The organism is Streptomyces sp. SLBN-8D4 (assembly GCF_049739545.1).
Lineage (GTDB): Bacteria > Actinomycetota > Actinomycetes > Streptomycetales > Streptomycetaceae > Streptomyces > Streptomyces canus_C.
The window spans coordinates 9,514,928-9,532,245 of record NZ_JBMGQC010000001.1; the positions used below are offsets into that span (position 1 = coordinate 9,514,928).

Consider the following 17,318-nt stretch of genomic DNA (forward strand, 5'->3'; position numbering starts at 1 on the left):
GAAAGAGCTCCACATGGTCATCCCGCTTATGAAGCAGGCGGCAGACGAGGTGGGCAGGGACGATCATGCGGAACTGTGCTATGCCGCGGCCTGGGGCCCCGGCATGGCCCACGCCGCAGAGGCGCGGCGGGATGTGCGTGCCGTCCTCGCCCACGCTACCCGCTGCGACCGCCCCGCCGTCCAGGCGTCCCGGGTCACGGACGCCGAACTGGTCGTCAGCGAACTCATCTCGAACGTTCTGCGGCATGCTCCCGGCCCCTGCGCCCTGACACTGCGGCTGACCGGCACAGAGCTGTCGATCAGCATGCACGACACCTCGCCCGACGTGCCGGTGGTCCAGCCGCCCGACCGCCGCCGTGTCGGCGGTCACGGTCTGTACCTGGTGCACTCGGTCAGTGACAGAGTCGTCGTCACCCCGCGCGGCAGGGGCAAGCAGATCACCGCTCATTTGCGGCTCGTCGCGAGTGACGACACCGGCCGCGGGGAGTCCGTCGACCGGACACGGCCCGACGAAAGGGGGATCGCCGACTCCCTCGGTAAGGGTCCGCACGGCGTCATCCACGGCCCGGTCGACCCACGGGGACGACGGAGCACGCGATCCGGCGGCGACAGCACGGTCACCGCACACCGCTCATCGGTCGGCCCACCCCTGTAGCGCACGCCAAGGCGGCGGTTCCGCCCCGAAGGTCAACTCCGGCGCGCGACGACCAGCCAGGCGCGGGAGTCGAACCACACGCCGTCGCCGGTGTCGTGCGCGTCGAGAGCCGCGCGCAACCGGTCGAGGGCGCGCTCGGCGCTCGCGGCATCGAGACCGGTGACCCATTCCTTCGCCATGCGCAGCTGGAGTACGGCGGCCAGCGCGCCCTCGGCGTCCGGGCCGTAACGGACGGGCTCGCGTACGTCGACGACGTCCACCGCGGTGAACCCCGCCGCGGTCAGGATGCCGGTCGTGATCTGCGGATCGGCCAGCGTGAAGGGGTCGGGGGCCGCCGGGGCGGACGCCGACGACGCCGGGCCACGAGAGAGCGCCGCCCGGATCGCGGTGTGCCACTCCTGACGTTCGGCGGCCTGCCAGACCAGCTGCACGAAGCGCGCACCGGGACGCAGGGCCCGCCCGATGTTGGCGAACGCGGCGACGGGGTCGGAGAAGAACATCGTCCCGAAGCGACTCACGGCCAAGGTGAAGTACTCCGGCGGGAACGCGTGGTCCTCGGCGTCGCCCTGCGCGAAGTGGACATGGCGGAGTCCTTCCGCCGCCGTCGCACGGCGGGCCCGCGCCAGCATCGGCCCCGAGACGTCGATGCCGAGCGCGGTGCCCGGCGACGCCGCCCGGGCCGCGTCCCGGGTGGTCCGGCCGGTGCCGCAGCCGATGTCCAGGACACGATCACCGGGGCGGACGCCCAGGGCTTCCAGCAGTCGCTCGTGATACCGGCCGAGCTCGGAGTCGTAGTCGAACACGGGAAGGCCTCCTCAAGCCGCGGGGCCGTCGCGGAGTACCCTCCGCGCGGTGTCGGTTCGGGGTCGACATTCAGGGGCAACCCTATGGCGATGTCGTACGAGGCCATCCGGCCCTGGCGCAGTTCGGTGAGCGAGCCGACGACCTCGGCGAGCTGGTCTGCGTGCTCCGGATCGGCGGATCGGCTTGGCGTTGACCGGCATTCCGGCGGCCCACGCGGGCACGCCCGGTCGCTGCACGAACGCGATGTCGTCGAAGGTGCAGTGCTCGCCGCGGTGGCGTACCGGCTCGCCGGACCAGACGGCGGCCAGGACACCCAAGGACTGGTCGAGCATCCGCCCGCGCCGCCGGGCGTCGAGCTCCTCGCCGGTCCTGGACAGCTCGCCCGCGAACCGGTCGCCGCCGAGGCACACGGCGAGAGTGAGACGGCCCTCGCTGAGCCGATCGAGTGTCGCGCTCTCGCGCGCGACCTCGGCCGGCCGCCGGCGGGGAAGCGCCGTCACCATCGGGCCGGGCCGGATCCGCTCGATCACGGTCGCGCTCGCCGCCGGCGCGATCCACGGGTCGGCGACCTGCCGGACCGGCTCCCGCCGGCACAGCTGATCCCGCACGAAGCAGCCGTCCCAGCCCGCTTCCTCCGCGTCGGCGGCGATGCGGACGCCCGCGAGCGGGTCGGCGAGGCCGTCGAAGAGGGGCGGCCAGAGCGCCGACCGCAGCCGGTTCACGAGCCACCTACGGCCGTGTGCCCCACCAGCGCCGACACGAAGTCCTCCCACACCGGACGCGGCAGATCATGCCCGGCCCCCTTGAGGACCAGCAGCTCCGCCCCCGGGATCGCGTCACGCAGCGCCTCGCCGTGCGGCAGCGGCAACAGCGGGTCGCGGTCGCCGTGGACCACGAGCGTCGGCGCCACGATGTCGCCGAAGCCACCACGTGTCGGCCCTTCGGGCTCGATGGCGAAGTGGTTGACCAGGGTCGACGAGTAGTTCCTGGCGCGCGCCACGTCACGAGCGACCAATGCCCGGATCACGGTCTCGTCGAAGTACGGCGAGCCACCGGCGTACGCCCTCGCGCCCTCGACCACGTAGTCGACGACCGCGGCCTCGTCGGAGAGGTCCGGCTCGGCCGGCATGGCAAGGTCACTCGAAGGCGGTGGCAGATCGTCGGCACCGGTCGAGGTCGAGACGAACGTCAGCGACGCGACCCGGTCGGGGTGGTCCACGCCGAGGACGAGTCCGACCCCGCCGAACATCGACTGACAGACCACATGGGCCGTCTCGATGCCCAAGGCGTCCTGGACACCGAGCACATCGAGGACCAGATCCGGGTACGTGTAGGCCGGTCGTCCCGGCGGGCAACAGGTCGAGCGACCGGTGTCCCGGTGGTCGTACCGGACCACGAACCGGCCGCGGGCGGCGAGCTGTTCACACAGGTCGGCGTCCCACCACAGCATCGAGGCGGCCGCCCCGGCGACCAGCACGATCGCCGGGTCCGCGCGGTCTCCGAAGGTCTCGGTGCACAGTTCGACGCCGTTGATGCCGAGGAGTTGCTCGCCGTGCGAGTGAGGTGAGGTCATGTCCTGACGCTAGAGCGCACGACTCCATTGTGAAAAGCGATGAAGCCCGATCGACTCGATCGCTTATAGCGATGTACTTCAGTACGCTGGGACGCGTGAGCACCGTCGAGTTGCGCCACCTGGCGGCGATGGCCGCCGTCGTCGAGGAAGGTTCGTTCGGCCGGGCAGCCGTCCGTCTGGGGTACACCCAGTCGACGGTGAGCCAACAGATCGCCGCGCTGGAGCGGGCCGTCGGCGGTCCGGTGTTCGATCGCCCGGGCGGCCCCAAGCGGGTCCGGCTCACCCCCCTGGGCTCCGTGGTCCTGGACCACGGCCGCGGCCTGCTGGCGAGGGCGGAGGCACTGACCAACGCCGTGCACCGGTTCCAGGCGGGCGACGGCCGCATCGACATCGGCACCTTCCAGAGCGTGTCCAGCGTGATCCTGCCGTCGGTCGTACGCCGACTGCGCGCCGAGCACCCCGGCTGCGACATCAGGCTGTCCGAGGAGGAGCCGGAGCAGCCCCGGATCGGTGACCTCGACCTGCTCTTCTACGACGGCCGCATCGACGGCGACGTCGAGCACCGCAAGCTGCTCGACGATCCGTATCTGCTGGTGGCGGGCGCCGGGACCTTCCCCGACGGTCCGGTGTCGCTGGACCGGCTCGACGGCGCACCGATGGTGGCCTGGCCGCTGACCTGCGACCAGCCGCTGGTGGAGCAGGCACTCGCCCGGAGCGGCGCCCGTCCGCAGATCGTGTTCCGCAGCGCCGTCAACGACACCCTGTTGTCGATGGTGCGAGCCGGCCTGGGCTCGGCGCTGCTGCCCTGGCTCGCCGTCCGCGGTGCCGACGTCCCCTCCGACGACAGGCTCCGCATCCACGAGCTACGGCCCTCCCTGCCGCCCCGGGAGATCTACCTGCACTGGCAGGCCGGACGCGTCCACTCCCCACTCGCCGCCCGTGCCGTCGAGGTCGCCGTGGAGGTCGCGGCCGCACTGGCGCCGCCGCCACCCACTGCCTGAGGCAAGGTGGTTGGCGGCGATCGCGACCAGGAGCCGTCGCCCGCCGCGCCGCACCGGGGCGAGGCGCAGTGGGCCGTCGACGTATGGAACGAGCCCCTCCGCCCGGCGGATCCTGTTTCGCAAAGCGCACCACCCGGGCGGCGAGCCAGGGCGGCCGGGCCGGGCGGTCTGCGGGAGTCCGCGGATCAGGGGTCGCCCCCGCGGATCATAGGGACCCCCGTGCGCTCAGGGGGTTCCCAGATACCTGGCCGCTTCGACGTCGTGCAGGTGGATGAGGATGTCGTGCGCCCGGCCGAGGGCCGTCGTGTACCGCACCGGGTCGGGCCACCCGGCCCCGATGTTCCAGGTGGCGCGCTCCTTGTCCAGCCAGGCACGCGCGGGAGCGGGAGCCGTGCGCAGGTCGAGGAAGTAGTCGTCCTGGCGGGCCTGGTCCAGGGTGTGCTCGTTGGAGCCCGGCTTCGCGGCCCCCACCCGGTAGGTGCGCATCACGTTGTCCTCGGTGCCGAACGCCTTGAAGGCGCCCTTGTAGAAGGTGAAGCCGATGCTGACGTAGTCCGCGCCCAACGCATCGCGCAGGAAGGCACCTTGGGTCTTGGGATACCGCGCGTCGAACGAGTCGTAGGACACGTGGGTGTTGTGGGCCGACAGCAGGACCCGGTCGCCGGTGTGCCTGTGCCACCACGCCACGTTCTCGGCCATGACCTGGTCACGGAGTTTCATCATCTCCGCCACCTGGGCCTCGTCGTCGAAGTCGAAGGCCATCCCCCTGGCCATCTGATGGATCGCCCTGGCGTGCTGCACCATCCACAGGTGGGCCCGGTGGTCGCTACGGGCGGCGGGGTGCTGCCTCCGCAGGAGCTCGTACACCTTCCCGGTCCGCTCCGCCCGCTCCCGGCGCTCGGCGAGCGGCAGCTTGAAGTACTCCTCGCCGTAGGTGCCGGCGTCGGTGGCCGGCGCCAGGCCGCGGTACAGCTCGGTGACGAGGCCCAGCAACTGCGGGTACCTGCGCGCCACATAGTCGGTCACGCGCTCGTACGACTCGGGCCCCGCGTAACCCATGTCGTCGCCCATGAACTGCACCGGGTCGTCCGGATGGCGAAGGTTGTAGGCGCGCATCCACTCGATGAGGTCGAGGTAGTCCTGGTTGTTCCAGATCCGGTACGAGCCCTGGAACTCCTCGTGCGCGATGTCCTTCAGGTCGCCCTTCCCGTCCTGCACGTACTCGTTGAGCCGCACCCCGCTGCTCCAGGGAAGCTCCAGGGCGAAGGACCGAAAGCCCTTCTCCTCGACCAGATAGCGGAAGACCCGGTGCTTCATGCGGAAGAAGTCCCGCGAACCATGGGTGGCCTCGCCCAGCCCCACCACGTCGGCGCGCCGGACCATAGGGCCCAGCGCCCGGAGGTCCCGAAGGCTGCCCTCGGGATCGGTGCTGCTCAGCGTGTGAGCACTGCGCTCGACGGCAGCGACGACAGGTTCCGCGGGTTGCGCTGAGACCGATGCCTCCGAGACGGGGACCTGGACCGCGGCGGACTCCTGCCGCGTGTCGCCGACGGCCGGAGTGGCGACCGCCAACGCGCCGAGGGAGAGGAGGACCGAGGAGATGACTACTGCCTTGTGTCGCGTCATGGTTGTAGATTTCCGTGCGCACAGGGTGTGTCACGAGCCCGTACGCTGCCCACCTGCGGGTACCGCAGGCACTACCGAGGTCCGCCACCCGGGCGCCGGCCTGTCCGGGGTCCAGTCCTTCTCAGGACCGGCGGGGCCCCTGCTAGGGTGCGCCGATGCCCACGATCAAGAAGTTCCAAGTCACCTTCGACTGCGCGGAACCCGAGCGCGTCGCTCGCTTCTGGTGCGAGGTGCTGGGATACGTCGTACCGCCGCCGCCCGAGGGGTTCACCACGTGGGCGGAATTCGACCGCTCCCTGCCTCCTGGGGACCAGGGCGCATGGTTCGCGTGCGTCGATCCCTCGGGTGTCGGCCCGCGGCTGTTCTTTCAGCGCGTCCCCGAGGGCAAGGTCGTCAAGAACCGGGTGCATCTCGACGTGCGGGTGGCCACCGGGCTCGTGGGTGAGGAGCGACTGGCCACGCTGGAGGCCGAATGCGCACGCCTGGTCGCGCTCGGCGCGGTACGCGAGCGACTGCTGCCGGCCGATGACGACAACGAGTCGTGCATCGTGATGCGGGACATCGAGGGCAACGAGTTCTGTCTCGACTGAGCCTGCCGGTGATGTCTCCGATCGTTCTGTCTCTTACGGCCCGGCCCGTCCGGCCCGTCGTCCGGACGGGTCCTGTGCGGCCTCGGCCTCTTCGGCGCCCCTGGTGAGCTTGGCGATCTTCGTCTGTGCCGCGGTGATGCCGCGGAGGACGAGGCGCAGGTGGGTGGCGGACTGCGGTACGGTGGCCTGGAGTTCTTCCAGTCGGCGTTGCTGCGCGGCGAGTTCGGCCCTGAGCCGGGCTGCCCGGTCGGGTGGTGGGGGAGGGGCTTGCCCGTTGAAGACGACGTTGTGCAGGGGCCGTTCGGTGTGGACGGCTTCGCGTTCGGCCGCGTGCGCGTCGTCGGGATAGTCGATCTGTACGCCGATGACGTGGGGCCCCCAGGACTGCTGCTGCAGGTGGGTGCGGATGCGTGTGAGCGGACACGTGGAGATGCCGACGTACAGCAGGCCTTCGACGCCGTGGAGCCGGTACAGGGCGGTGCGGCCGGCGGTGTGCAGACTGCCTTCCTCGTCGAACAGGCTGCGCAGGAACTGCGTGTCGATGTCGGTCATGACGCGGCCTTTCTCGGCTCAGGAAGCGCGGTGGCCGGCATCGCCGGTTCTTTCAGGCCGGCAGCCGGGCGTCGACCACGCGCCGTTCGTCCAAACCTCCACGGTCCCACGCGGGTGTGACACCGCCCCCGTGTGCCGACGCGCCAGCCGTCGACACACGCAATGCGTAGGTGTTCAGGGTGGTGCCTTCTACGGCGATGGCGAAGACGTAGAGGCGCAGGAGGGCGAAGCGGCCCAGCCCTGCGAGGGCGGAGGCGCTCAGGTAGACGATCTGTTCGCTCAGGATGCCGGGGGCGGGCCGGACCAGGTGAAGGACGTACACGGCAGCGGTGGTGGCGAGGTAGGCGGCGGTCGCCGAGCCGGCGGACTGCCAGTGCTCCCGCCATCCGGCGCGGCGCCCGGTGCCGAAGGTGAAGCGGGCGTGGAGTTCGGTGCACAGCAGGGTGGAGACGGCGGTGACCAGCGCGTTCGTGACGGCCCAGGGCAGGGTCATGGCCAGCAGCGGCACCGCGAGGCCGGAGAGAACCCCGACGCCGCCTCCCAGGACGACGAACCGTAGGAAGGAGACGACGGGGTTCAGGGCGGCCGGGGTTGCCGTCTGGGGCTTCTGTATGAGCGGCGACGGCATCAGGGTTCCTTTCACAGGCTGCGGGCGGTGATGTCGCCGTGGGTGGTGGTGGCGTGGATGGTCAGGGCGGCGTCGGAACCCTCGGTGTTCTTGAGGGAGTTGTGGACGCGGCCGTGGGAGGTGCCGGCGTCCAGGGCGGCGGAGGCGGCGGTGGCGAGGGTGATGTCGCCCTTTCTGTGTGCTCAGCACGAGCGAGCCGGTGGCGGCTTCGTCGATGGTGATGTCGCCGCGCTGGGTGCTGATCTCGGCGGGTCCGGTGAGGCGTCCGACGGTGATGTCGCTGTCGGCGGCGGTGAGGCGGATGCTCGCGGCCTCGTCGATCTTGACGGGGCCGTGGGCGCCTTCGAGGACGAGGTCCCCGAGGCGTCCGACGGCCCGGAACTCGGTGGCGGCCGCTGTGGCTTCGACGTGTGAGCCGGTGGGGAGCTGGATGGTGATCTCGACGGATCCGGAGGGCCCGAAGTACTGGTTCTTGGCGGCCGGGGCGGTGATCCGCAGGACGCCGTCGTCGCCGTGGGTGGCCTCGATCTGCTCGGCGGCCTTGGTGTCGCGGTTCCTGGCGGGGTCGGCGGGCCGGATCTCGACGGTGGTGTCGGCGCGGTCGGCGGCGATGACCTGGACGCGGCCGGCGGGGAGGTCGATGACGGTGGTGACGGGGGCGGGGGTGTCGAACTTCTGCATCAGGTGCTCCTGCGTTCGTCGCTGTTTCCGATGAACGAAAAGCTACGTTGCATTCACGATTCCAGCAACAGACTCGTTGCGCAATATGCCCATCACTGCAGCTAGAACCTGCAATTTCATTGCAACGAATCAGAAAGCAACGCAACGTCAGTTGCCCGTTCGTTGCAATAGGTGAGAAGTGAACGCTAACGGTTGTCCGCGAACTTCCCCGGAATTGTTCTTGATCGGTAACGGACGCATCCCGCAGCCGCCGTCGCTCGTCTTGTCGGGTGGTCACTGAGTGGCTGGGAAACGACGAGCAACTGCGTGAAAGCGGGGCGGACATGGCACGGCACGGCGGGCGGGGCTGGAACAGCAAGGTGCTCGGGGCGGCGCTCGGGGTGACGTTGCTCGCCGCCGGCGCCTCCGTGTGGACCGCACAGGCCGACGCCGTCGGCGGCACGTCGCCCAAGGCGAACGCCCCGGCCGCGCCGGGCAGTGCGGTGAAGCCGGTCGCGGTGACCATCGTGCACGCTTCCGACAAGGGGGCCCACGGCGTCAACATCACGATCGACGACGGACCCGACCCCGTATGGACGCCCCAAGTGCTGGACGTACTGCGGGAGTACGGAGTCAAGGCCACGTTCTGCATGGTGGGGACGCAGGCGCAGGCCCACCCGGACCTGGTGAAGCAGGTGGTGGCCGCCGGGCACCGGCTGTGCGACCACTCGGTGTCCCACGACACCACCATGGACAAGAAGTCCGAGGCCTATCAGTCGCAGCAGATCCTCGATGCCGAACGCATGATCACCCAGGCGTCCGGTGGCGTACGGCCGATGTACTACCGGGCTCCCGGCGGCGCGTTCACCCCCTACAGCCGAAAGCTCGCCGCTTCCCGGGGCATGCGTCCGCTGGGCTGGAACGTGGACTCCAAGGACTTCGAGCGGCCGGGTACGGACGCCATCGTCGCCACGGTCGAACGGGAACTGCCGGGCGGCCCGACCGTTCTCTTCCACGACGCGGGCGGCGACCGTTCCCAGACCGTCGAGGCCCTGCGCCGGGTCCTGCCCTGGCTCAAGGAGCAGGGCTACTCCTTCGGCTTCCCGGTGCGCTGACCCCGACGGTCGGGGACGTTCAACGCAAGCCGCAAGCCGCAAGCCGCAAGCCGGTAAGCCGCAGTCCGCAAGGTTGTCGGCAGGGCACCCGGCACGCGCCCGCGCCCTACTCGACGAAGTCCGGTTCCCAGGGCAGGACCCGGAAGTCGCCGGTGCCGTTCTTCACACGCTCGAACGGCGCTGAACTCACGCACTTGGGCAGGTCCTTGGTCTCCACGGGGTTGCCCACGGACGCCCAGCTGTAGCCCAACCGGTCGCGCCGGCCCACGTCGTGCACGGTGAAGCCCACCCGCTTGCCCTTCGCTCCCGGCAGGTCGCTGCCGGTGATGACACCGGTGGCGACCGCGACCTTCCCGCCGGTCACCAGGCAGTCGATCCTCCCCTTGGCCCAGGCGCCCTCGCCGTCGAGGTAGTGGCTGAAGCGGAACGTCCCGGTGGCCTTGGCCGGGTCCATCCGGTGCTCGGCGGCGAGATGCGCGTCAAAGGTGAAGGTGATGTCGTCTCCGAGTGTCCGGGAGAGCTTGGCGGACCCCGTCAGGGCCGCGGCTTCCCGCGGCTCGGCGGGGGAGTCGGCTCCGGGCGAGCGGTCGATGGCGGTCGCGGAGGCGGTGCACGCGACGGTGATCAGGGCGGCGACGCCTGCGGCGACACGGATGCGGGTGGAGGCTGACGCATTGCGGCTCATCGCTGGTCCTTCCTCTGGGACGACGCCCGTACCCCGCGGGCGCTGTCCCAGAGTCCCGCGGGCTGACGGTGCCTCACATCGCCCGCCAAGCTGACGTATCGCTCCCTCGCGCGGCGCACACCGATGATCGCCGTGCGCCCGGAGAGGTACGTCCGCCTGCGCCCCCGGTCTCACCCGGCAGTGGTGACCGCAGTGACCCGTAGAGGGTGAGCTGTCATCTCTGTCATGTCCGGCATGCTGTTGCTCGGACGGGGCTGCCCAGCCAGTCGTCGATGCGTGTGACCGCCTCCTCCACCACTGCGCGCGGGGCGCCGGAGGCTTCGATCGAGACGTGGGCCATCTCGGCGAGTTGGGCGTCCGTGAGCGCCAGGGTCGTGCGGGCGGTTTCGTACTCGTCCAGCAGGCCGGCGCCGAACAGCAGCGGGTCGTCGGCGTTCAGCGTGCATCGCACACCGGCTCGCAGGAGAAGCGGGAGGGGGTGGACGGACAGGGATTCCACGACGCCGAGGGCGACGTTGGAGGTGGGACACACGTCCAGGACAACACCTTCCGCCGCCAGGCGGGCGAGGAGGGCCGGGTCCTCAACGGCTCGTACGCCGTGGGCGATTCGTCGCGCTCCGAGCACATCCAGTGCGGAGCGCACACTGGCCGGACCGGCGAGTTCACCGGCGTGCGGAGCGGAAATCAGCCCGGCTTCACGGGCGATGGCGAATGCCTCGGCGAACGGCCCGGGGGGATAGTGGGCCTCGTCGCCGGCCAGACCGAAGGAGACCACGCCGTCGTCCGCTCGAAGGGCCGCGAGGCGGGCCGCCTCGACAGCCTGCGCGGGATCCCCGTTGCGCCGGGCGAACATCAGAACGCCGAACCCGATCCCCAGCCGGGCGGCGGCGCTGCGCCCCTCGTCGATCACCACGTCCAGCAGGTCGAGCGCGGCGACCGGATCGTCCACGTAGGTCAAAGGGTTGACGTGCGGCTCGACCCAGACCGCCCCGTCTGCGGCGGCGTCCTCGACCACCTCGCGCACCAGCCGCAGCAGGTTCTGGCGCGGGCCCTCGCGCACCAGTCGCGCGGCGGCGCGATACAGGGACGTGAAGTCCTCGAAGGACGTGAACCCATCTGGCGGGGACTGCTGTTGGCCTTCCTCGTCCCGGAGTTCCCTGAACGTGGCGGGACGCATCGCACCTTCGAGGTGGAGATGAAGATGGGCCTTCGGCAGGTGGGCCAGGTTACGCATGTGCGTCACCCTACGGCCGGACGGGGAAGCGGATGATCGGCGATCGACGCCCGCGCGGTCCGTGTGCCGCGTCACGCGCCGGTGCCGACAGGCGTTTCCCGTCCGTTGTCGGACACGTCGGCGTCCGCGGTGTTCTCGGCCTCCCAGCGCAGCAGGTCGCCCGGCTGGCATTCGAGTACCTCGCAGAGTGCGGCGAGCGTCGCGAAACGTACCGCCTTGGCGCGGCCGTTCTTGAGGACCGCCAGGTTGGCGGGCGTGATCCCGACGCGGTCCGCGAGTTCGCCCACGGACATCTTCCGCTTGGCCAGCATCACGTCGATGTCGACGGCGATCGGCATCAGATCACCTCGGCCAGTTCGGCCTGAAGCTGCGAGGCCTCGGCATCGCGCGCGACGGCCTGGGCGAGCAGCATCCGCAGCACGTACACGATGAGCGCGACCCCCAGGATGGCCACGCCGACGCCGCCCATGATGACGGTGACGCCGGGATCGTCCCGCTGGCCCGGCGCGTTGACGATGGTGACCGCGAACCACACGAGGGCGGCCGCCACGATCGCGCCGATCACGCCGTCCACGTACCGGAAGGCGGCGTGGGAGAACACGGTTCCGCGTCGCACCATCGTCACCAGGCGACCGACGCACACCACCGCGACCTGGACCGACACCATGCCCAGGATCGTGATCACCCGCAGGGCGGTGAGCGGGAGCGACCCGTCCTCCGGGTCCTTCCCGCCGATCAGCGTCCACACCATCAACGCCTGTACGAGCACGGTGCCGACGAGCACCACCAGGAGTACGGCACGCAGCGCACCGACAGCCAGCCTTCCCATGACCCACCCTTCCATCGAGTTGCGATGGAAATCTATCGAATAACGATAGGTTGAGCAAGGGCTCGCGGGCCGGGAGGTCTCTCGTCAGGTCTCCCGTGCCGTGTTGAGGCGCCGCAGCAGGTCGAGCAGGGTGGCACGGTCCGCGTCGGGCAGGGCGGAGAAGCAGTCGGCGAGCACCCTGTCGGCCACCTTGTGGCCGGCCGCCAGGACCTGCTCGCCGGCGGCCGTGAGGTGGTGTTCGATGCGTCGGCCGTGTCCTGGTCGGCGTTCCACGAGGTCCTGGGCGGTGAGGCGGCCGGCGAGCGTTCCGAAGGCCTGCTCGGTCTGGAAGGTCGCCGCGGCCAGCTCGCGGGCGGATGCTCCGGGGGAGCGGCTGACGGCGCGCAGGGCATCCCACTGGGCCAGTGTCGTGCCGATGGCTTGGAGGGCGCTGTCGAGGGCCCTGTGCTGTCGGTACTGGGCCTGCTTGACCGCTCTGCCGAGTTCTTGCAGCTCACCGTGCATGCGAGGAGTCTACGCCATGACCAAGCTAGCTTATATAAAGATGTTTAGTTACAGTGGGGCGCATGTCCACCAACACGTCAGCCATGTACCCCGACCTGTCCCTCACCCTGTCCGAGGCCGGAGCGGGCAGGCCCGTCCTGATCCTGCACGGCGGCGGAGGTCCCGCCACCGTCGCCGGTCTCGCCCAGCACCTCTCCCGCACCGCACACACGATCACGCCGGTGCACCCCGGCTGGGACGGCACCCACCGCCCCGCAGGGCTCACCGGCGTGGACGACCTCGCCCTCGTCTACCTGAACTTTCTGCGCGAACGCCGACTCAGTGACGTTCTCGTCGTCGGCTCCTCCCTCGGAGGCTGGGTGGCCGCCGAAATGGCCCTGCGCGACAGTGCCGGAAGCATCACCGGCCTTGTCCTGATCGACGCCGTAGGCGTACAGGTCGAGACCGAACCGATCACCGACTTCTTCGCCCTGGACGCCCGCGGTGTCGCGGAGCACTCCTGGCACGACCCGGAGCGCTACTACCTCGATCCGGCCGACATTCCTGCCGAGGAACTCGCGCGCAGACAGGCCAACATGGCCACCATGCGCGTCCTTGCCGGCGACCCCTACATGCACAACCCCACGCTGCTGTCCCGGCTGGGACGGATTCAGGTGCCCACGCTCCTGCTCTGGGGTGAGAGCGACCGTGTCGTCACTCCCGCGTACGGCGCCGCGTACGCCGAGGCGTTCGGCAACGGCCGGTTCGAGGTCATCCCCCAGGCCGGTCACCTTCCGCAGATCGAGCAGCCGGACGCCACCTTCGCACTCATCGACGCGCACCTGTGAGGGCCGAGCAGCACGTCGCGTCAGCAGTGAGCAATCCAGTCCGGGCCCGCACCTCTGTCACCGAAGCGTGAGTCTGTGGGTCACTGCTGTTCGAGGGACTCCTGCCGGGCCAGGAACTCCTCGAACGCCGCCTTCTGCTTCGGATCCATGAAGCCTTGACGGACATTGCGGGCCTGCTCCTGGAGCCAGTGCGCCTCGTCGGGGTCCAAGAGCTCGGCGACCACCACGCCGCCGCGAGCGACGGCAGTGCGCCCACCCACGCGACGGCGAAAGAGCGTGAACGGGCCGAATTCCTCCGGGTGGGCCAGATCCGGCTCCGCTGTTTCCACCCGGTTCCCCTGTCCAGCGTCACTCGTCCGGTAGGCGGCGGGAGCCCAATGCTCCCAGAGCGCGAGTGTGGCCGCGGGCACCAGCACGGCGCGCTCCGCCTCGTCACGCCTCTCCCATATGAACGTGACCGTGACGGGTTCGTCGACCGCTGCGGCCAGTCCGAGCACCCTCTCCATCTCGTCTTCGACCGGGTAATCCACCACGACCTCTACCTGAATTCCCATGCCGCCCGAGGCTACTTGGCGCCACTGACATGCCATGCCCACTGTGCTCATGGCCAAGTGCCTTGTTCGCTACGGCCGTCGGGCGGGCGGCGAGGCGAGGCCCAACGCCGTGCTGCGGGCCCTTGCCCAGCCGGCCCACCGGTCGGCGCTCGGCGTACCTGCATGACGAACCGCGGCTTCTCCTTCGCCACCCCGCAGGAGGCCAGGCAGCGGGGAACCGCCACGCGCAGGGGCGGCCGGGCGGCGGGATCCGCGCGGCCACGGCCGACACCGAGTGGGGACGCGATCATCGGCTGCTGCCCGCCACCCGGGGCGGCTCTGGAGCAGGACCGGTTCGCGGCCACGGAACCGGAACTCACCAGCTGGAGACGAGAGTTACGTGCCCCGGAGGTTTGCCGCACTGGCCAAGGCGGGGGAGCTGATCCGAGCCGAGTCCCGGAGTCGCGGACAAGGGGATGACTCTGGGCCCGCCCGCGCTCGCGGCGTCCACCGACACGACCCCACTGGGCACAGATCAGCCCGTCGGTCCCGTACGCACGAAGAGGCAGCAAGGGCGTGATCGACAGCCGATGACAGGTCGTTCACCTCGAAGTCCAGATGCATCATCATCCGCTGCCCGGACCCGCGGGACGGCCACTGCGGGCGTTCGAAGAGCGGTTCCGTCTGGGCGTCCGGTGCGTCAAGGGTTGTCGCGGCCAACGGGAAACGCGGTGGGGGTTTCATACGGTGAGTACTGCCCGGAAGGGCCGCCAGTACGGCAGAGGTCCACGTCCCCGCGACAGGCGACCGTGCCGACGCCCGAAGGAAGCGAAACCGGTGCACACGACACCTGACATCCCGCCTCTCAGGGGTGGGACCGCGTGCCCTGGGTAACCGCGTCTGTACGAAGACCGTGCCGTACGGAGTTGTCGTCGACGTTCTGGGGAGGACCCTCATGCCTGGCATGTTGGAGAAGATCAAGCGGTTCAGCAGGAGCCCGCAGGGACGACGGGCCGCCGAGCAGGTGCGCCGTGCCTCGGCCGACCCGCGACGCCGGGAGCAGGCGCGCCAGCTGCTCGGCAAGCTCCGGGGACGGAGCCGCTGAATCGGGCAGAGGTGAGGCCTCCAGGTTTCCGAGCGGTCCGAGCGGTCCATGCAGTCCCCGCGAGCGCTGTGCGGGCCGCTCGGTGGCGGCCGTAGGGAACATGCGGACGGTTCCTTGCATCCGTCCGCACGGCCGCCGACGAAGAAGGGTGACCAGACGTGCGCACCCGGACCGGGGAAGGAGGCGCGTCGCAGATGACCGACCTTCGTGATCGGCTGGGCAGGGCCGTGTTCCGGCGAGTCGCCGGTCCGGACGGGCCCGCCAAGCGTGCCCGCATCCACGACACGCCAGGCCCCCGGTGGTTCGGTCCCGAGCGTCCCATCCGCACCGTTCACGGTGACGCGTCGATGTTCATCGGCGGGCTGAGCGCTCTCCTCCTGCAGTCCCTGCATCCGCTCGCCATGGCCGCGGTGTCCGCGCACTCCGGGTTTCGCGGTGATCCCTGGGGACGGTTGCAGCGCACCAGCACCTTCCTGGCCGTCACGACCTACGGCACCGCTTCCGACGCCGAGGACGCCGTCGCGCGGGTGCGGAGTATTCACGAGCGGGTGCGGGGGAGGACGGCCGAAGGACTCGCGTACCACGCCTCGGACCCACACCTGCTGGCCTGGGTCCACGCGTCGGAGACCGACAGCTTCCTGCGCGCGCACGAGCGCTACGGGGCCCGGCCCCTCGACGCGGCGGGGTACGACGCCTACGTGGCCGACACCGCGCGCGTGGCCGAGGCACTGGGGGTGGTCGATCCGCCCCGCGATCGCCAGGCCCTGGCCAGGTGTCTGGACTCGTACCGGCCGGAACTGCGGGCCACCCCCGCCGCCTGGGCCGCCGCCCGGTTCCTGCTGCTGCACCCACCCGTGCCGATTGCCGTGCGGCCCTTCTACGGCGTCCTGGCGGCAAACGCGGTCGCCCTGCTTCCGTCGTGGGCGCGGAGCGTGCTGCGGCTGCCTCGGATCCCTGTCGTGGAGGGTCTCGCCGTCCAGCCCTCGGGTCTCCTGCTGACGCACACCATCCGCTGGGCCATGACGTCGGGGGCGCGTTCCCGGACGGCGGAGTGATGCCCGGAGGCGGCCGACGGCGGTACTAAGCGCCGACCATCCAGCGCCGATCAGCCGGCGCCGATCAGCCGGCGTCGATCAGCCGGCGTCGATCAGTCGGCGCCGACCGCGCTCTGTGCGAGAAAAAGGGTTTCTCAAGCCCGTCAGGACGACTCGCGCACCACAAGACGGCAGGGGACCGTGTGCCGCCCGGGCTCCGGCCGGGCCCCGATGGCTTCGAGCAGTCGCAGGGCGGCCTGGCGGCCGACCTCGGAGAGGTCCGTGTCGATCGTGGTGAGCGGGGGCCGGCAGGCCAGGGCCATGATGTCCCAGTTGTCGTAGCCCACGATCGCGACCTTGCCCGGCACGTCCAGCCCGTTCTCGCGCAAGGTGTCGGCGACGCCCCTGGCGATCTGGTCGTTGCCGCAGAAGAAGGCGTCCGTGTCCGGGGCCATGCGCAGGACCGCCTCTGCCGCGCGCCGCCCCCACGCCTCGCTCCACTCGCCGAAGTGGACGCGCCCGGTGGCGAGTTCGAGGGAGGACTGCTTCAGCAGCTCGACGGTGTGGCGGGCGCGGTCCTGGGCGGCCGCGTGGTGTGCCGGGCCGGTGACGTGTGCGATCCGGGTGCGTCCGGTCGCCAGCAGATGCTCGACGGCAAGCTGTGCTCCGCTGCGGTCGTCCGAGATCACGGATATGTCGTCCGGGTCCGTGGAGGGCGAGAGTGCGTAGACCGTCGGGATCGGCTCGATGCCCTTCAGGGGCGGCCTCGGGTCGGTGCGGCGGCCGGTGACGATGATGCCGTCCACCCGCCGGTCCATGAGGTTGCGCAGGTGATGCTGCTCGCGGATGGCGTCCCCGCGGGTGTCGCACAGCAGCACCGAGATCTTCCCGGCGCCGAGCGCGTCCTCGGCACCGAGGAGGACGGGGGTGCTGAAGCGGCCGATGCCGTCGGTCGTCATCAGTCCGACGGTCCAGCTGCGGCCCGTGTGCAGGCTCTGCGCGTGCTGGTTGGGGCGGAAGTCGAGCTCCTCCACGGCGGCCAGGACCCGTTGCCGCGTCTCGGGCCGCATCCTGCCGTTGCCGGTGAGTGCCTTCGAGGCCGTTCCGACGCTGACGCCGGCCAGCCTGGCCACATCGGCGAGCTTTGCCCGGCCGGCGGAGGGGGAACCCGGAACAGCGGTCACGCGCAATCCTTTTCCTGGAGGGGGTCGGCGCTGTGCATTCTGGCACCCTTCCCGAGCACGGGCCAGTCCTGCCAGGGAACAAAGAGATACTCGGTCGTACCTCTTGACTCGTGCGCACCAACTCTCTACTTTTCCGGCAGGAAAACGTTTTCCCAAGCGGGTTCGCGAGGCGGGCCACC

Annotated in this window: 20 protein-coding genes and 1 pseudogene; 7 read left to right on the plus strand and 14 right to left on the minus strand. The window is 70.3% G+C overall.

Translation table 11 applies throughout. The features are described from left to right. Nucleotides 1-13 precede the first annotated feature (13 nt). The gene (locus tag RKD20_RS43170) at nucleotides 14-655 is read left to right on the plus strand and encodes an ATP-binding protein (protein WP_424882494.1); all 642 of its coding nucleotides are present in this window, start codon (nucleotides 14-16) and stop codon (nucleotides 653-655) included. A gap of 32 nt (nucleotides 656-687) precedes the next feature. Here the strand turns inward: RKD20_RS43170 and RKD20_RS43175 are convergent, their stop codons facing one another. The 3 genes from RKD20_RS43175 to RKD20_RS43185 are packed head-to-tail and all read right to left on the minus strand — an operon-like array spanning nucleotide 688 to nucleotide 3,032. After that, nucleotides 688-1,458 (minus strand): class I SAM-dependent methyltransferase, encoded by a 771-nt coding sequence (locus RKD20_RS43175; protein WP_424882495.1) that lies wholly within the window; start codon nucleotides 1,456-1,458, stop codon nucleotides 688-690. Between the two features lie 12 nt (nucleotides 1,459-1,470). Further along, nucleotides 1,471-2,181 (minus strand): LLM class flavin-dependent oxidoreductase, encoded by a 711-nt coding sequence (locus RKD20_RS43180; RefSeq protein WP_424882496.1) that lies wholly within the window; start codon nucleotides 2,179-2,181, stop codon nucleotides 1,471-1,473. Next, nucleotides 2,178-3,032: an alpha/beta fold hydrolase gene (locus RKD20_RS43185; RefSeq protein WP_424882497.1), complete on the minus strand. Its 855-nt coding sequence runs from the start codon at nucleotides 3,030-3,032 to the stop codon at nucleotides 2,178-2,180. The genes RKD20_RS43180 and RKD20_RS43185 overlap by 4 nt, the downstream gene beginning before the upstream one ends. A 71-nt stretch (nucleotides 3,033-3,103) precedes the next feature. Here RKD20_RS43185 and RKD20_RS43190 point away from each other — a divergent pair, with 71 nt between their 5' ends. Next, nucleotides 3,104-4,033: a LysR family transcriptional regulator gene (locus RKD20_RS43190; protein WP_424882498.1), complete on the plus strand. Its 930-nt coding sequence runs from the start codon at nucleotides 3,104-3,106 to the stop codon at nucleotides 4,031-4,033. A gap of 225 nt (nucleotides 4,034-4,258) precedes the next feature. On the opposite strand, the gene RKD20_RS43195 is transcribed toward RKD20_RS43190, so the two are convergent. After that, entirely contained in the window at nucleotides 4,259-5,659 is a 1,401-nt protein-coding gene (locus RKD20_RS43195) for an erythromycin esterase family protein (RefSeq protein ID WP_424882499.1), read from the minus strand. A gap of 155 nt (nucleotides 5,660-5,814) precedes the next feature. On the opposite strand from RKD20_RS43195, the gene RKD20_RS43200 reads away from it, so the two are divergent. Beyond that, entirely contained in the window at nucleotides 5,815-6,249 is a 435-nt protein-coding gene (locus tag RKD20_RS43200) for a VOC family protein (protein WP_424882500.1), read from the plus strand. A gap of 33 nt (nucleotides 6,250-6,282) precedes the next feature. On the opposite strand, the gene RKD20_RS43205 is transcribed toward RKD20_RS43200, so the two are convergent. From RKD20_RS43205 to RKD20_RS43215, 3 genes and pseudogenes are all read right to left on the minus strand, one after another. After that, nucleotides 6,283-6,801, minus strand: coding sequence for a GIY-YIG nuclease family protein (locus tag RKD20_RS43205; protein WP_424882501.1), 519 nt, complete (start codon nucleotides 6,799-6,801; stop codon nucleotides 6,283-6,285). Nucleotides 6,802-6,853: 52 nt separating this feature from the next. Next, complete coding sequence (locus RKD20_RS43210; protein ID WP_424882502.1) at nucleotides 6,854-7,429, minus strand: hypothetical protein; 576 nt, start codon at nucleotides 7,427-7,429, stop codon at nucleotides 6,854-6,856. Nucleotides 7,430-7,440: 11 nt separating this feature from the next. Beyond that, nucleotides 7,441-8,110 (minus strand): annotated as a pseudogene (locus tag RKD20_RS43215) (DUF4097 family beta strand repeat-containing protein). Between the two features lie 323 nt (nucleotides 8,111-8,433). Here RKD20_RS43215 and RKD20_RS43220 point away from each other — a divergent pair. Next, nucleotides 8,434-9,204, plus strand: a complete 771-nt coding sequence (locus tag RKD20_RS43220) for a polysaccharide deacetylase family protein (protein ID WP_424883459.1) — start codon at nucleotides 8,434-8,436, stop codon at nucleotides 9,202-9,204. A 106-nt stretch (nucleotides 9,205-9,310) separates the two neighbouring features. Here RKD20_RS43220 and RKD20_RS43225 read toward each other — a convergent pair whose 3' ends face one another. From RKD20_RS43225 to RKD20_RS43245, 5 genes are all read right to left on the minus strand, one after another. Beyond that, complete coding sequence (locus tag RKD20_RS43225) at nucleotides 9,311-9,889, minus strand: hypothetical protein (protein WP_424882503.1); 579 nt, start codon at nucleotides 9,887-9,889, stop codon at nucleotides 9,311-9,313. Nucleotides 9,890-10,112: 223 nt separating this feature from the next. Beyond that, entirely contained in the window at nucleotides 10,113-11,123 is a 1,011-nt protein-coding gene (gene add / locus RKD20_RS43230) for an adenosine deaminase (protein ID WP_424882504.1), read from the minus strand. A gap of 71 nt (nucleotides 11,124-11,194) precedes the next feature. Further along, the gene (locus RKD20_RS43235; RefSeq protein WP_424882505.1) at nucleotides 11,195-11,461 is read right to left on the minus strand and encodes a helix-turn-helix domain-containing protein; all 267 of its coding nucleotides are present in this window, start codon (nucleotides 11,459-11,461) and stop codon (nucleotides 11,195-11,197) included. Beyond that, nucleotides 11,461-11,952: a DUF2975 domain-containing protein gene (locus tag RKD20_RS43240; protein ID WP_424882506.1), complete on the minus strand. Its 492-nt coding sequence runs from the start codon at nucleotides 11,950-11,952 to the stop codon at nucleotides 11,461-11,463. The genes RKD20_RS43235 and RKD20_RS43240 overlap by 1 nt, the downstream gene beginning before the upstream one ends. Nucleotides 11,953-12,036: 84 nt before the next feature. Next, the gene (locus RKD20_RS43245) at nucleotides 12,037-12,456 is read right to left on the minus strand and encodes a MarR family winged helix-turn-helix transcriptional regulator (protein ID WP_424882507.1); all 420 of its coding nucleotides are present in this window, start codon (nucleotides 12,454-12,456) and stop codon (nucleotides 12,037-12,039) included. Between the two features lie 62 nt (nucleotides 12,457-12,518). Here RKD20_RS43245 and RKD20_RS43250 point away from each other — a divergent pair, with 62 nt between their 5' ends. Then, on the plus strand, nucleotides 12,519-13,283 hold the full coding sequence (locus RKD20_RS43250; protein WP_424882508.1) for an alpha/beta fold hydrolase: 765 nt from the start codon (nucleotides 12,519-12,521) through the stop codon (nucleotides 13,281-13,283). Between the two features lie 80 nt (nucleotides 13,284-13,363). Here the strand turns inward: RKD20_RS43250 and RKD20_RS43255 are convergent, their stop codons facing one another. Beyond that, on the minus strand, nucleotides 13,364-13,837 hold the full coding sequence (locus RKD20_RS43255; RefSeq protein WP_424883460.1) for a hypothetical protein: 474 nt from the start codon (nucleotides 13,835-13,837) through the stop codon (nucleotides 13,364-13,366). A 934-nt stretch (nucleotides 13,838-14,771) separates the two neighbouring features. On the opposite strand from RKD20_RS43255, the gene RKD20_RS43260 reads away from it, so the two are divergent. Together RKD20_RS43260 and RKD20_RS43265 are read left to right on the plus strand one after the other, a co-directional pair. Next, complete coding sequence (locus RKD20_RS43260; RefSeq protein WP_424882509.1) at nucleotides 14,772-14,921, plus strand: hypothetical protein; 150 nt, start codon at nucleotides 14,772-14,774, stop codon at nucleotides 14,919-14,921. 194 nt (nucleotides 14,922-15,115) lie between these two features. Continuing rightward, the gene (locus RKD20_RS43265; protein WP_424882510.1) at nucleotides 15,116-15,976 is read left to right on the plus strand and encodes an oxygenase MpaB family protein; all 861 of its coding nucleotides are present in this window, start codon (nucleotides 15,116-15,118) and stop codon (nucleotides 15,974-15,976) included. Nucleotides 15,977-16,119: 143 nt separating this feature from the next. Here RKD20_RS43265 and RKD20_RS43270 read toward each other — a convergent pair whose 3' ends face one another. Beyond that, nucleotides 16,120-17,139: a LacI family DNA-binding transcriptional regulator gene (locus tag RKD20_RS43270; RefSeq protein WP_424882511.1), complete on the minus strand. Its 1,020-nt coding sequence runs from the start codon at nucleotides 17,137-17,139 to the stop codon at nucleotides 16,120-16,122. Nucleotides 17,140-17,318: the final 179 nt, after the last annotated feature.

Bases quoted from the DNA above. Each gene is read 5' to 3' on its own strand.
- RKD20_RS43170 (WP_424882494.1), top strand. From the start codon at position 14: ATGGTCATCCCGCTTATGAAGCAGGCGGCAGACGAGGTGGGCAGGGAC.
- RKD20_RS43185 (WP_424882497.1), bottom strand. From the start codon at position 3,032: ATGACCTCACCTCACTCGCACGGCGAGCAACTCCTCGGCATCAACGGC.
- RKD20_RS43190 (WP_424882498.1), top strand. From the start codon at position 3,104: ATGTACTTCAGTACGCTGGGACGCGTGAGCACCGTCGAGTTGCGCCAC.
- RKD20_RS43195 (WP_424882499.1), bottom strand. From the start codon at position 5,659: ATGACGCGACACAAGGCAGTAGTCATCTCCTCGGTCCTCCTCTCCCTC.
- RKD20_RS43200 (WP_424882500.1), top strand. From the start codon at position 5,815: ATGCCCACGATCAAGAAGTTCCAAGTCACCTTCGACTGCGCGGAACCC.
- RKD20_RS43205 (WP_424882501.1), bottom strand. From the start codon at position 6,801: ATGACCGACATCGACACGCAGTTCCTGCGCAGCCTGTTCGACGAGGAA.
- RKD20_RS43210 (WP_424882502.1), bottom strand. From the start codon at position 7,429: ATGCCGTCGCCGCTCATACAGAAGCCCCAGACGGCAACCCCGGCCGCC.
- RKD20_RS43220 (WP_424883459.1), top strand. From the start codon at position 8,434: ATGGCACGGCACGGCGGGCGGGGCTGGAACAGCAAGGTGCTCGGGGCG.
- RKD20_RS43225 (WP_424882503.1), bottom strand. From the start codon at position 9,889: ATGAGCCGCAATGCGTCAGCCTCCACCCGCATCCGTGTCGCCGCAGGC.
- add (WP_424882504.1), bottom strand. From the start codon at position 11,123: ATGCGTAACCTGGCCCACCTGCCGAAGGCCCATCTTCATCTCCACCTC.
- RKD20_RS43235 (WP_424882505.1), bottom strand. From the start codon at position 11,461: ATGCCGATCGCCGTCGACATCGACGTGATGCTGGCCAAGCGGAAGATG.
- RKD20_RS43240 (WP_424882506.1), bottom strand. From the start codon at position 11,952: ATGGGAAGGCTGGCTGTCGGTGCGCTGCGTGCCGTACTCCTGGTGGTG.
- RKD20_RS43245 (WP_424882507.1), bottom strand. From the start codon at position 12,456: ATGCACGGTGAGCTGCAAGAACTCGGCAGAGCGGTCAAGCAGGCCCAG.
- RKD20_RS43250 (WP_424882508.1), top strand. From the start codon at position 12,519: ATGTCCACCAACACGTCAGCCATGTACCCCGACCTGTCCCTCACCCTG.
- RKD20_RS43255 (WP_424883460.1), bottom strand. From the start codon at position 13,837: ATGGGAATTCAGGTAGAGGTCGTGGTGGATTACCCGGTCGAAGACGAG.
- RKD20_RS43260 (WP_424882509.1), top strand. From the start codon at position 14,772: ATGCCTGGCATGTTGGAGAAGATCAAGCGGTTCAGCAGGAGCCCGCAG.
- RKD20_RS43265 (WP_424882510.1), top strand. From the start codon at position 15,116: ATGACCGACCTTCGTGATCGGCTGGGCAGGGCCGTGTTCCGGCGAGTC.